The 13013-nt window shown below is 64.9% G+C and carries 13 protein-coding genes; 2 read left to right on the forward strand and 11 right to left on the reverse strand.

Annotated elements, in window-relative coordinates:
* The 8 genes from B552_RS27830 to B552_RS0123065 all read right to left on the reverse strand — a co-directional run.
* Positions 1-347, reverse strand: a 347-nt coding sequence (locus B552_RS27830; protein WP_035880225.1) for a biotin carboxylase N-terminal domain-containing protein, incomplete at its 3' end; no start/stop codon positions are given.
* Positions 348-370: 23 nt separating this feature from the next.
* Positions 371-1528: an acyl-CoA dehydrogenase family protein gene (locus B552_RS0123035; RefSeq protein ID WP_019451418.1), complete on the reverse strand. Its 1158-nt coding sequence runs from the start codon at positions 1526-1528 to the stop codon at positions 371-373.
* Positions 1529-1574: 46 nt separating this feature from the next.
* On the reverse strand, positions 1575-3194 hold the full coding sequence (locus B552_RS0123040; RefSeq protein WP_019451419.1) for a carboxyl transferase domain-containing protein: 1620 nt from the start codon (positions 3192-3194) through the stop codon (positions 1575-1577).
* Positions 3181-4068 (reverse strand): SDR family oxidoreductase, encoded by an 888-nt coding sequence (locus tag B552_RS0123045; RefSeq protein ID WP_019451420.1) that lies wholly within the window; start codon positions 4066-4068, stop codon positions 3181-3183. Before B552_RS0123045 ends, B552_RS0123040 begins: the two co-directional genes overlap by 14 nt.
* 11 nt (positions 4069-4079) lie before the next feature.
* Complete coding sequence (locus tag B552_RS0123050) at positions 4080-5234, reverse strand: acyl-CoA dehydrogenase family protein (RefSeq protein WP_026035965.1); 1155 nt, start codon at positions 5232-5234, stop codon at positions 4080-4082.
* Positions 5235-5241: 7 nt separating this feature from the next.
* Positions 5242-7023 carry an acyclic terpene utilization AtuA family protein gene (locus B552_RS0123055; RefSeq protein WP_019451422.1) on the reverse strand — a complete coding sequence of 594 codons (1782 nt, stop codon included), beginning with the start codon at positions 7021-7023 and terminating at the stop codon, positions 5242-5244.
* 1 nt (position 7024) lies between these two features.
* Positions 7025-7774, reverse strand: a complete 750-nt coding sequence (locus B552_RS0123060; protein WP_035880230.1) for an enoyl-CoA hydratase/isomerase family protein — start codon at positions 7772-7774, stop codon at positions 7025-7027.
* Positions 7775-8050: 276 nt separating this feature from the next.
* A complete protein-coding gene (locus tag B552_RS0123065) occupies positions 8051-8917 on the reverse strand; it encodes a LysR substrate-binding domain-containing protein (RefSeq protein WP_019451424.1) in 867 nt (288 codons plus the stop codon).
* 112 nt (positions 8918-9029) lie between these two features.
* Here B552_RS0123065 and B552_RS0123070 point away from each other — a divergent pair, with 112 nt between their 5' ends.
* Positions 9030-9650 (forward strand): LysE family translocator, encoded by a 621-nt coding sequence (locus B552_RS0123070; RefSeq protein ID WP_026035967.1) that lies wholly within the window; start codon positions 9030-9032, stop codon positions 9648-9650.
* Between the two features lie 122 nt (positions 9651-9772).
* On the opposite strand, the gene B552_RS0123075 is transcribed toward B552_RS0123070, so the two are convergent.
* Positions 9773-10957: a lipid-transfer protein gene (locus tag B552_RS0123075; RefSeq protein ID WP_019451426.1), complete on the reverse strand. Its 1185-nt coding sequence runs from the start codon at positions 10955-10957 to the stop codon at positions 9773-9775.
* A gap of 277 nt (positions 10958-11234) precedes the next feature.
* On the opposite strand from B552_RS0123075, the gene B552_RS0123080 reads away from it, so the two are divergent.
* Complete coding sequence (locus tag B552_RS0123080) at positions 11235-11822, forward strand: XRE family transcriptional regulator (protein WP_019451427.1); 588 nt, start codon at positions 11235-11237, stop codon at positions 11820-11822.
* A 13-nt stretch (positions 11823-11835) separates the two neighbouring features.
* Here B552_RS0123080 and B552_RS27835 read toward each other — a convergent pair whose 3' ends face one another.
* A complete protein-coding gene (locus B552_RS27835) occupies positions 11836-12339 on the reverse strand; it encodes a hypothetical protein (RefSeq protein WP_019451428.1) in 504 nt (167 codons plus the stop codon).
* A gap of 87 nt (positions 12340-12426) precedes the next feature.
* Positions 12427-12960 carry a GNAT family N-acetyltransferase gene (locus B552_RS0123090; protein ID WP_026035968.1) on the reverse strand — a complete coding sequence of 178 codons (534 nt, stop codon included), beginning with the start codon at positions 12958-12960 and terminating at the stop codon, positions 12427-12429.
* Positions 12961-13013: the final 53 nt, after the last annotated feature.

Consider the following 13013-nt stretch of genomic DNA (forward strand, 5'->3'; position numbering starts at 1 on the left):
CCGACGAAGATCAGGCCCGCCTCGGCACAGGCGCGGGCGAACGCGTCGCTTTCGGCCAGGAATCCATAGCCCGGGTGTATTGCCTCGGCACCGCTCAGCCGTGCCGCCTCGATCAACGCGGGAATGTTCAGGTAGGACGCCGATGGCTGCGACGCGCCGATCGGCAATGCCAGGTCTGCCTCGTGTACGTGCGGCGCATCGCGGTCAGCCTCCGAATACACGGCGATGGTGCGCATGCCCAAGCGGCGCGCGGTACGCATGATGCGCACGGCGATCTCGCCTCGATTGGCAATCAGGAGCGAGCGGAATGGCGAACCAAAGGTCCGGGTTGACTGGGTGCCTCGCATGGTGCCTCGCATGGTCCGTCGCTTTAGCCGTGCTTGCCCGGCAGCGTGTTCATGTACTTGCAGATGATGCTGAGCATGACCTCGTCAGCGCCGCCGCCAATGGAGCCAAGCCGGCCGTCGCGGTAGAAGCGCGAAACCGGGTTGTCCCACGTGAAGCCCATGCCGCCCCAGAACTGCAGGCACGCATCCGGCACGATGCGCGAAAGGCGGCCGGCCTTGAGCTTGGCCATCGAGGCGAGTTCGGTTACGTCCTGCCCGCTGATATAGAGCTCGCACGCGCGGTAAGCCAGCGCACGCAGTGACTCCACCTCGGTCTTCAGTTCGGCCAGCTTGAAATGCACCCACTGGTTGTCCAGCAGGCTGGCGCCAAACAGCTTGCGCTCGCGCCCGTATTCGATAGTGGTGTCCAGGCACATTTCCATCGTGCGCAGGCTGCTGGCAGCGGCCCACAGGCGCTCTTCCTGGAACTGCAGCATCTGGTAGGTAAAGCCCTTGCCCTCTTCGCCGATACGGTTGCGCTGCGGCACGCGCACGTCGTCGAAGTAGATCAGGCCCGTGTCCGAGGAGTTCATGCCGATCTTGCGGATCTTCTTACCCACCGATACACCCTTGGTGTTCATCGGCACGATGATCAGCGACTTGTTCCGGTGCGCCGGGCCGTCGGACGTATTGGCCAGCAGACACATCCAGTCAGCCTGCAGGCTGTTGGTGATCCACATCTTGCTGCCGTTGATGACGTAGTCGTCGCCATCCTTGCGCGCTACGGTCTTGATCGACGCCACGTCGGAACCCGCGCCGGGCTCGGACACGCCCACGCATGCCACCGCATCGCCGGTGATGGCGGGCGCAAGGAACTCGGCGCGCAGCGCATCGGAGCCAAAGCGAGCCAGCGCAGGTGTCGCCATGTCAGTCTGCACGCCGATCGCCATGGGTACGCCGCCGCAGCGGATATGTCCCAGCGCTTCGGCCATGGCCATCGCGTACGAGTAATCCAGTCCCAGCCCGCCGAACTCCGTCGGCTTGGCGATGCCAAGGAAGCCCAGCGCGCCCATCTTCCTGAACAGTTCCTTGGCGGGGAAGATCTCCGCCTCTTCCCATTCGTCAACGTGCGGGTTGATGTCGCTGTCGATAAAGCGCGTGAGGTTGCGCTGCAGTTCCTGGTGCTCGTGGGTGAATTGCATGGTGTCTCGCTCCGGTTGTTCTTTTACGGGCTGCTGCAACGTGGGATTAAGGTCTGGCGACCGCGAACTGCACGGGCCGCAACTGTCGGCGGCGTGCGTCTTCGCAGACGGATAGCACGCTGGCCAGCACTCTGCGCGTGTCGCGCGGGTCGATCACGCCATCGTCGAGCAGGCGGCCCGATACCGTGAAGGCGTCCGACTGGCGTTCGAAGGTTTCGATCACTTTGGCGCGCATGGCGTTGATGGCTTCGTGGTCCACCGGCTGGCCCTTGCGCTCCATGCCGGCGGCCATCACGCTGGCCATGGTGCCGGCAGCCTGCTCGGCGCCCATCACGGCGGTGCGGGCGTTGGGCCAGCTAAAGCAGAAGTCCGGAAAAAAGCCGCGCCCAGACATGCCATAGTTGCCCGCGCCGAACGAAGCGCCGCAATGCAGCGTAATGCGCGGCACATTGGCATTACTCATGGCCTGGATCATCTTGGCGCCGTGCTTGATCATGCCGGCCTGCTCGGATGCCTTGCCGACGATAAAGCCGGTGGTGTTCTGCAGGTACAGCAGCGGCGTGCCTGACTGGCAGCACGCCTGGATGAAGTGCACTGCCTTGGTGGCGCCGGCCGGGTCCAGCGGGCCGTTGTTGCTGAGGATGCCCACCGGCATGCCGCAGATGGCCGCGTGGCCCGTCAGCGTGGCGGGGCCGTAATCCGGCTTGAACTCGAGGAAGTCCGAGCCGTCGACAATTCGCGCGATGACTTCGCGCATATCCAGCGGCTTGCGGTGGTCAGTCAGCGCGATGCCGACCAGATCGGCGGCGTCGAAGCGCGGGGCTCGGTAGTCCGGCACGCCGGTCGGCATGTCGCGGTTCCAGCCAAGCGCGGCCACCAGTTCACGGGCGATGCGCAGTGCATCGGCGTCGTCTTCGGCCAGATATTCGGCCAGCCCGGACGTGGTGGCATGCATTTCGGCGCCGCCGAGTTCTTCTTCCGTGGCGATCTCGCCAGTGGCCGATTTCAGCAGCGGCGGCCCCGCCAGAAACGCGCGGGCGCGGTCACGCACCATCACCACGTAGTCCGACAGCCCCGGCATGTAGGCGCCGCCTGCCGTGCTGGAGCCGTGCACGACGCTGATCACCGGCAGTCCGGCTGCAGACAGCCGCGCCAGCCAATAGAAGCCGGAGCCGCCGTGGATAAAGGTCTCTATCTTGTATTCCAGCAGGTTGGCCCCGGCTGATTCCACCAGATGGATAAACGGCAGCTTCTGGGCCAGTGCGATCTGCTGCGCGCGCTGGAATTTCTCGATGCCCATCGGCTGGACGGCCCCCGCGTCGATGCCGGCGTCGTCCACCAGGATCATCGCGCGTACGCCGCTGACCCAGCCGATGCCGGCAATCATGCCGCCGCCCGGGATCGTGCGTGACGGGTCGCTGCGATCGAGGCAATAGCCCGCCAGCGTGGAAAGCTCAAGGAACGGCGCGTCCGTATCGAGCAGGTGGCCCAGCCGTTCGCGCGGCAGCAATTGGCCGCGCCGGGCAAAGCGCTCGCGCGAGGCGTCCGACTTGTCGCGCGTGCGCCGCTCCAGTTCGCGCAACCTGTCTACCAGTTCAAGCACCGCCGCCTGATTCTGGCGGAAGCTTTCCGCCTGCGGCACCACGCGGGTTTCAAGCACTGGCATCGTTGTCCTCCCTTGCCTGCAGCACCCTGGGGGTGGCCGCAAGATGGAATCCGTTGAACGGCTCGGCGGCATGCTGCGGCGCGGGCATTGGCGTACCGCCGCGCACATTGGGCCGGCCGCCATCGACGCGCAGCGTGACACCAGTCACGAATGCTGCCGCCTCGCTCAGCAGGTAGGTCACCGCCGCCGAAATCTCGGCCTCGGTGGCAAAGCGGTTCAGCGGCACGGTTGCAGGCATCGCGCGGATGTTCTCGGCCATCCACACCGGGTACTGATCCATGCCGGACGACGCCACGTAGCCCGGCGCCACCGCATTCACGCGCACGCCGTACTGGGACCACTCAAATGCCGCAGTCTCGGTGAAATTGACCATGCCAGCCCGCGCCGCGCCGGAATGCCCCATGCTCGGCATGCCGCCCCACATATCGGCCACGATATTGACGATGGCCCCGCCATGCCCCTGCATATGCTGGGTCAGGCATTCCCGCGCCATCAGGAAGCCGCCGGTCAGGTTGGTCTGCAGCACCGCTTCCCAGCCTTTCGCCGAGATGTCTTTCAGCGGCGCGGGAAACTGGCCGCCGGCGTTGTTGACCAGGCCGTCGACGCGCCCGTGGTCGCGCAGCACCTGTGCCACGAGTTCATGCACGGCGGCTTCGTCGCGGATATTGCAGACGTAGTCCTGCGCCCGGCCACCCTCGGCGGCAATCTCTTCGCGCACGGCGCGCAGCTTGTCCGGGTTGCGGCCCACCAGCGCCGCCGTGGCGCCCAGCGCCGCGAGTTCGTGCGCGATACAGCGGCCGATGCCGCTGCCGCCCCCGGTAACGATGACGACCTGACCCGCGAACAGGCCGGGCCGGAACACTGAGCGATACATGTCCTCTCCCTTCAATGCCAGCCAAGCTGGCGCGCGGCCAGATCGCTGAGAATGTCTTCCGCGCCGCCGCCGATCATGTAGACCTTCACCTCGCGGTAGATCCGTTCCGATCGCGTGCCGCGCATAAAGCCCATGCCGCCAAGCAACTGCACGGCGTGGTCTGCACAGAACTGCAGCGTCTGCGTGGCAAAGTTCTTCAGCATGCAGAGCTGGGCCACCGGCATCGCGCCGGCCTGCATACGGCGCATCAGGTCTTCCAGCATCGCGCGCGTGGCTTCGATGCGCGTGGCCATGGCCACCAGCTTCATACGCACGGCCTGATGCCCGACCAGCGCCTTGCCAAAGGTGGTGCGCTCGCGGGCCCAGTCGGACGCTTCGTCCAGGCACACACGCGCCAGCCCGTAGGCCTGCATCGCCAGCGCCAGGCGTTCGTGATTGAAGTTGCGCATGATCACTTCGAAGCCGCGGTTCTCCGTGCCCAGCAGATTGCCGGCCGGTACGCGGCAGCCGTCGAAGTGCAGTTCGGCCGTGTCGGAACACCACCAGCCCATCTTGCGCAACGGCGTGCGCGTGAGGCCCGGCGTGTTGCCCTCCACCAGCAGCGCGGAAACGCCGCCCGCACCGGGCCCGCCTGTGCGCACGGCTACGGTGAAGACGTCCGCACGCATACCGGAGGTGATGAAGAGCTTGCTGCCGGTGACGATGTAGCTGTCGCCGTCGCGCAGGGCGCGCGTGGTCAGGTTGGCAACGTCCGAGCCGCCCGAAGGCTCGGTCACCGCCAGTGCGCTGATGGTCTCGCCCGCCAGAATGGACGGCAGCCAGCGCGCCTTGAGCGCATCGGAGCCGCCAGCCACGATCGGTGGCGCGCCGATGGTGTGGCTGAAGAGCGAGGCCAGCAGCCCGCCGCTGCCGGCGCGCGTAAGTTCCTCCACCATTGCCATCTCCAGGAACGGGTCGCCGGGCGTGCCGCCATACTCCTCCGGAAAGCCGAGGCCGAGCAGGCCCAGCTCCGCAGCCGTTCGGTAGAGTTCGCGTGGGAAGCTGCCTGCTTCTTCCCAGGCATCGATATACGGGACGATGTTCTGTTCGACAAAGCGCCGCACGCTGGCACGAAAGTCCTCGTGACCGGCGCTGTATTCGGGGGATGGGGGCAATCCTGGGTACATGTTGTCCTCAGTCCGTGACCGGCACTCGCACCGGCATTGCCAGCAGTACCTGGGCCATGCCTTTGCCGAGCGGATCGTTGCGCAGCGATGCCATGCCACCACCGTCCAGCGCCTGCTCGCACACAAAGTTGAATGCGTGGATACCGGGCAACTCGTAACGGGTCACGCGCCCCTTGACCAGATGCGCCAGATGGCGCGCTACCGCTTCCTCCGTAAGCTGCGCACGCAGCAGCGGCACGTCTTGCGGGTTCCGGGCGATGACACCGATATTGGAGATGTCGCCCTTGTCGCCGCTGCGCGCATAGGCCAGCGCAATAAGCGGTACTTCGCGGGTCGGGCCTTCGGTGTCGTCGGTGCCTTCGGCTGGCACGGCCGCCGCTGCTGGCGTATCCGGAAGCGGCGCGCCTGCCGGCACGGGGACGTCAATCGCCACGCCGTCCGGCAGCAGGGTCACGCGCGGCTGCAGGCGCGCCTTGTCGAGCAGAAGCGCAAACTGTTTGATAGCCGGCGAGACCGATGGCCGCCCGCCCGCGCCGGTCGTGCCCGGCGACCACGAGGTGCCGGCCGGCGAGATCTCGCGCGTGAACAGTTCCAGCGCGCGTTTGTCGGCATGGGTAACGGCCAGCCAGAGCACGGACTCGAAGCGCGGCGATGCCGGCTGATGCGGGCCGAAGGAATAGGCCGAGCCCAGCGTCTCAAGATGCGTGGCGCTGTAGTCGCCCAGCCCCAACTTGCGGAACAGGCCGCGCGTGCGCTCCAGGATGGCCTCCCCCGTGCGGCGTGCCTTGCGGTCGGCGTCAAATCCCACCACGGTCAGCTGGGCGTTGCTGCGGAAGCCATCGGCAAAGGTCCCGCTTACCTTGTACGCGGGCGTGGGCGCATGGCCGCGCGCACCGTGGACTTCCACACGGTCCGGGCCGTCCTGCGTCATGGTTACCTGCGTGAAGTCGCACACCACGTCGGGCAGCAGATAGCGCGCGGGGTCGCCAATCTCATAGAGCAGTTGCTCGCCCACGGTGGCCGGCGTGACCAGGCCGCCAGTACCTGCGGGCTTGGTCACCACGAAGCTGCCGTCGCGCCTGCACTCGGCTATCGGGTAACCGCTGTTGGCCCAATCGGGCACGGATTCCCAGTCGGTATGCAGGCCGCCCGTCCCCTGGCAGCCGCATTCAAGGATGTGGCCGACAAGGCTGCCGGCGGCAAGTCGGTCGTAATCGTCCGGCGCCCAGTCGAATGCGTGCATCAGCGCGCCAAGCGTGACGGCACTGTCCACGCAGCGGCCGGTGATAACCACCTGTGCCCCGGCATCGAGCGCGGCCTTGATCGGCAAGGCGCCGAGATACGCGTTGGCGCTGAGGATCTTTTCCGGCAACGCGCGCGTGCCCTGCCATTCGCGTACGCCTTCGTCGCGCAAGGCCGGCAGCAGCGGCGTCACGTCGTCGCCCTCCACCACTGCGATGCGCACCGGCACGCCCAGTTCTGCGGCCAGCGTCTGCAAGGCCTCGGCGCAGCCGCGCGGATTAACGCCGCCCGCATTGGCAACGATGCGGATGCCCTGTGCCATCGCGTCCTTGAGCACCGCGCGCATGGCCACGCTGACGAAGTCCGTGGCGTAGCCCAGTTCGGGCTTCTTCTGCCGCGCCGCCGCCAGCAGCGACATGGTCAGTTCGGCCAGGTAGTCAAAGACAAGGTAATCAAGCCGGCCGGATGCGACCAATTGCATCGGGCCGGTGACGCTGTCGCCCCAGAACCCGCTGGCGCCACCAATGGAAACAGTATCCCTGGCCATATCAGCGCCCCGTCCAGTTGGGCGCGCGCTTCTCGCGGAAGGCGGCCTGTCCTTCCTGCGCATCGTCGGTCAGTGCAAACAGGCCGATCTGGCTTTCGGTAAAGGCCACGGCGTCTTCGAAACCCAGGTGCTCCGTGTGCTTGAGCGTATAAAGACCGCGCCGGATTGCCGACGGCGATTTGTCCAGCAGGCGGGACAGAAAAGCGTCCAGCGTGGCGTCAAGCGCATCAGGCTCGGCCAACTGATTGACCAGACCGATCGACAGCGCCCGTTCGGCGTCAATCGGCTCGCCCATCAGGCACAGTTCGTTCAGCACCCGGCGCGGCAGTTGATGCTGCAGCACGGCCAGCACCTGCGCGGGGAACACGCCAACCTTGACCTCGGGCAGGCCAAAGACGGCATGGCGGCTCGCCACGGCCAGGTCGCACATGGCCAGCAGGCCCATGCCGCCAGCCATGCAGGCACCGTTGACGCGCGCCACCAGCGGCACGGTGCAGCGGCGCGCCTCGCGAAACAGGTCGGCCAGTTGCTGGTGAGGCTGCGAATAGTCGAAGCGGAACGACGCGCCGCTCTGCAGGTCGGCCCCAGCGCAGAACGCCCGCGTGCCGGCGCCGGTCAGGACAATGGCTCGCACGTCAGGGTCCGCGCCCGCGCAGGCCAGCGCCTGCCGCAGCCCCGCAAGCACCTCGCCATTGATGGCATTACGGCGCGCCTCGCGCTGGATCGTCAGCCACATCACATGGCCGCGCATCTCCACTTGCAACGCGTCGCCCGTATCTTCGGTGTCTTCCTTGCTCACAACGATGACCCTCCAGAGTGGTACCTCGTACTGCGTGCCCCGAAACCGCCTGGAAATATTAAGCCATATGATTGAATAAAAGATACGCAGGGAAAACACGTAGGACGTGCTGCACTGCAAAACCGATGATTTCGATGACTTCGAGACGCGGCAAACAGGCTGGACAACACCTGCTGTCCAGCCTTGGGGCTCAGATAGATAGGAAGCTGCGGTGGGTCCCGGCTGCGGTCACGGGCCGGGTCTGACCTTCAGATCCGCCAGCAGTTGTTCGGCAAGGAAGTCGCAAGGCGGGCGCGCGGAGCGGGCACTTCGCGCAAGAATGACTTCAAGCGGCGGCAACGCCGGCAGCCCTTCGGGCTCTCCAATGACAGTCAATTGCGCCGGAACGCTGCAACGGGCTAGCGGCGCGACAGCCAACCCGGCGTCCACCATGCTGATCAGGCCGAGCAGGCTTGGGCTCTCATACGACATGCGATACCGGATATCGGCCTGCTGCAGTGCGTTGATGGCCATCGCCCGCGCCGCACTCCCCTGCGGAAACACCGCGATCGGCAAGGGGCGCTCTTTCCAGACCTGCGACGCGCCACCACGCGCGGCCGCCCACTCCATCGGTTCGTACCGCACGAATTCGCCTGTAACGCCGCGTGATTTCGTGATGCAGGCCAGATCGAGCGTGTTGTCCTTCAGCAGTGGAATCAGGGCGTGGCTGGGCATGCCTATCACGCGGATTTCCACGCGAGGATGGGCCGCCGCAAACTTGCGCAGGACGGACGGCAGCAGTGAAGACGCATAGTCGTCCGGCACGCCAATCGTCACACGGCCACGGACTTCAGGGCGCACTACCGCCGACCAGGCCTCCTCGCGTATCGCCAGCATCTGCCGGCCGTAGTCCGTGAGCGTCCTGCCGTCATCGGTCAGCGCAACGTTGCGCGTATTCCGGATGAAAAGCGGCTTGCCCATGGCGTCCTCGATGGCCTTGATCTGCATGCTTACTGCCGATGGCGAGCGGTGCAGCGATTCCGCCGCACGCGAAAAAGACCCCGCATCGGCCACGGCTACGATCATCTCCAGTACATCGAGGTCAAGCTTGCGCATGGGCTTTGGCCGGAATTTCAGCTTATCTGAATAATCGGTTCAGTATATTCCGTTTTACTTACTGATCACGGCGGTCCGATACTGCGTGCATCTCTTCCGGACGGTGACAGCAATGAAAGCGATGTACGACTTCCTGATGGTCGGTGGCCTTCTGGCCGTTACGCCGGGGCCAAACATGGTCTATGTGATGGCGCGCTCGGTCTCGCAAGGCACGAAGGCGGGCCTGGTATCGCTGGCTGGCGTCATGCTTGGATATTTCACGTACATGCTTGGCGCGGCCTTCGGCATCAGCGCGCTATTCCTTGCCATCCCCGGCGCCGCCCGCGCGCTGGCCCTGTTCGGCGCCGGATATCTGCTCTATATGGCATGGCGGATACTCGGGCCCGGCGGCCGCTCGCCACTTCAGGTGGAACGTACCGACGCACAGCCGCCGCGCAACCTGCTGGCGATGGGTGCAATGACCAGCCTCCTCAATCCAAAACTCGCACTGGTCTTTCTGTCGGTACTGCCGCAATTCATCGACTACCAGGCAGGTGACATCCTGAGGCAGTCGCTGATCCTCGGTTTGGCGCTCACTGCAGCGTTTGCCTCGGTGAATGCATGCGTAGCGATCGCTTCCGGGCGGGCCGCTGCTGCGATGACCAGCCGTCCAGGCATGCTGGCCGCGCAGCGCTGGATAGTCGGAGCACTGCTGGTGCTCCTTGCCGTGAAACTGGGGCTGCAGGCCTTGTAGAAGTTCGTATCGGCCCGGGTGATGAAGGCTGCGCCCTGGCGTTTCAGTGATTTCTTCAAGCTAGTCCGCGAGCGGTTGGACCTGCCCATCGCTGCCTCCCGGCTCCGCTGACTGTGTTCGCTTCAGTTCGACTGATAAAGCGTGACGACGCAGGCGCCGCCAAGACCGAGGTTGTGCTGCAGGCCTAGCCGCGCGCGGTCCACCTGGCGTGCCTCGGCGGTACCGCGCAGTTGATGCGTAAGCTCGTAGCACTGGGCCAGTCCGGTGGCGCCGAGCGGATGTCCCTTGGACAACAGCCCCCCGGACGGATTGGTCACGACCTTGCCGCCGTAGGTGTTGGAGCCATCGGCAATGAAGCCGGCCGCCCCACCCTCTGCGCACAGACCGAGCGCCTCATAGGTAATCAGTTCGTTTTGCGCAAAGCAGTCGTGCAACTCCACCACGTCGACATCATCGGGGCCGACGCCCGCCTCTTCATAGACGCGCTTCGCGGCGGCTTTGCTCATGTCGTAACCCACCAGTGACATCATGTCCCGGGCCTCGAAGGTCGAAGGCGTATCAGTGGTCATGGACTGGGCGCGGATAAAGACATCGGTGCGCAGGCCGTGCCGCCTGGCGAAATTCTCGCTGACAAGGATGGCGGCTGCCGCACCGCAGGTGGGCGGGCAAGCCATCAGGCGGGTAAGTACCCCCGGCCACAGCATCGGTGCGTTCATCACCTCGTCGGTGCTAAGTTCCCGGCGCAGCAGCGCAAGCGGGTTCCGCGATGCATGGCGGCTCGCCTTGGCGCGCACCGCTGCGAACGATTCGAGCGGCGTCCCGTATTTCTCCATGTGCGACAGGCCGGCGCCGCCAAAGTAGCGCAGCGCCAGCGGTAGTTCTGGCATGCCCACGAGTTCGCCGGCGCGCCGGTCGAATTCCTCGAACGGGCTTGGGCGGTCGCTGAATACGGCGCCAAGCGCGCCGGGGTTCATCTGTTCGAAGCCCAGAGCCAGCACGCAGTCTGCGGCCCCACCGGCGATTGCCTGGCGCGCGAGATAAAGCGCGGTGGAGCCGGTAGAGCAGTTGTTGTTGACGTTGACCACGGGAATGCCGGTCATGCCCAGACCGTAAACGGCGCGCTGCCCGCTGGTGGAATCTCCGTACACGTAGCCGACATAGGCCTGCTGCACCGCATCGTAGCCAATGCCGGCATCCGCCAGCGCCAGCCGGCCTGCCGCTGCGCCCATCACGGGATACGGTTCGTTGGCCCCGGGCTTTACGAAGGGGATCATGCCTACGCCTGCGATGAACACACGATTACCCATGCCTGTCTCTCCTTGTCGAGTAGCGTAGCGCGCACGTCCTTCTTCATCACCTTGCCCACCTTGGAAGGCGGCAGGTCGGCCCGGATTTCCACCTGCCTGGGCGCCTTGACGCCTTGACCAAGCTGATGATCATATCCCTGGTGCGATCATCGATATATAGGTAGCCGTCCTCATCCCGGTAGCCGCCATCAGGGTGGCTGTGCGGGCTCCATGACCGTGCCTCGCGCCGTCGTCGCACTCATCGGAGCAAACCAATACCGCTCGTATAATGGCGCCCATGACCGATACCTCTGCCCTTCCCGCTCGCGCGCCCACTGACCCGACGGATGCGATTTCCGCCCGATTGCGCATCGAGCGCGAGTCGCGAGGTTGGTCCATGGGAGAACTGGCCGAGCGCGCTGGTGTTTCGAAGGCCATGATCAGCAAGATCGAGCGTGGCGAAGCCAGTCCAACGGCAACGGTTCTGGGCAGGCTGTCAGGCGCCTTCGGCTTGCAGTTGTCGATGTTGCTGGCGTTGGCCGAACAGGCTGGCGACCGTCTCTGCCGCGCTGCATCCCAACCGGTCTGGACCGACCCGGAGACCGGCTACACGCGGCGCGCGGTGTCGCCCCGGCATGGCGGCATGCTTGAGCTGATAGAGATCACGCTGCCAGCAAACGTCCGGATTTCGTACCCGTCTTCGGCATTTATCTTCCAGAACCAACAGATCTGGGTACTGCAAGGCACGTTGGTGTTTGAAGAAGGGGAGCTTGTGCACCGGCTGGAAGTCGGCGATTGCCTGCAACTCGGACCGCCGGCGCCCTGCACGTTCATCAACCCGGGCAACAAGCCGTGTGTCTACCTGGTAGCCCTCGTCAAGCGGTAGAGGCTGCTTCCGGTCACGTGGTTCCTGCTGTTCGCCCGGAATGGCGACGCAGCAGCAGGAAACCCAGAATGCCCACCAGCGGGCCGGGCAGAAGAATCCAGGACGTTCTCATCCCCAAGTCGCCGAGGCAGGTAGAGGCCAGCGCGATGGAAGCCACGGTCAGAGCGAAGCCGATCGAGTTCTGGATGGCGAGTGCACCGCCAACCAGCGCTGGCGGGCACGCCTTGGCAGCCATTGCCGAAAACTGCGGTGAGTCCGCGATGACGGTTGCGCCCCAGATCAGGAAGAAGAACAGCAGCCAGCCCGGTGACAACGCGTCCGCCGCGAATGGCAGCAGCAAGCAACAGGCCCCGGAAATTGCCAGCGCGACAAGCGCTACCCGCGCGCTCCCTGCCGAGCGGCTCAGCATGCCGCCAAGAATGCAGCCAACGGCCCCGATACCGATGATCGAGAAGGCCAGCACGGAAATGCTGAGCCCGCCGAAAAGCGAAGGTAGCGACGAGCGGGCAATCAGCATCGGCAACACCGGGGAGAAACGGACCGATCCCGATTTCACGGTTGCATTCGATGGCTGAGTCATTTCCTGGATGTTCCGAGCCCGCGATTACTTTCCTGCGCCATCCGGGGTGCTGCGATGGTCGATATTGAGTTGCATGAAGACCAGGTCCAGCCACTTGCCGAACTTCATGCCGACCTCCTTCATCAGGCCGACCTGTTCGAAGCCGAGCTTTTCGTGCAGCCGGATCGAACTCGTATTTCCGGCTTCGATGGCCCCCACCATGATGTGCTTGCCCAGTTCGCCGGCCCGTTCGATCAGCGCCTTCATCAGCACGCCGGCAATGCCCTGGCCGCGCTGGTCATTGCGGATATAGACCGAGTGCTCGACGGTATGGCGATAGCCGTCAAATGCGCGCCAATCGCCAAACGACGCGTAACCGACCACAACCCCCGCCTGATTCAGTGCGACGAGCACCGGGAAGCCCGCCTTGCGCCGCGCCGCCAGCCAATCGACACGGTTGGCGACATCGACGCGCACTTCATTCCAGATCGCAGTCGTGTTCTCCACGGCATCGTTGTAGATCTCACATACCGCTTCCATGTCTTCCGGAGTGGCGTTGCGAATCGTGAATTTTGTCATCATGCAGACCTTCAATGTGTTCGATTTCTCAAAGTTTGCCGCCGCCTACGCGG

The sequence above is a fragment of the Cupriavidus sp. BIS7 genome, from assembly GCF_000292345.1.
In the GTDB taxonomy this organism is placed as follows: Bacteria; Pseudomonadota; Gammaproteobacteria; order Burkholderiales; family Burkholderiaceae; genus Cupriavidus.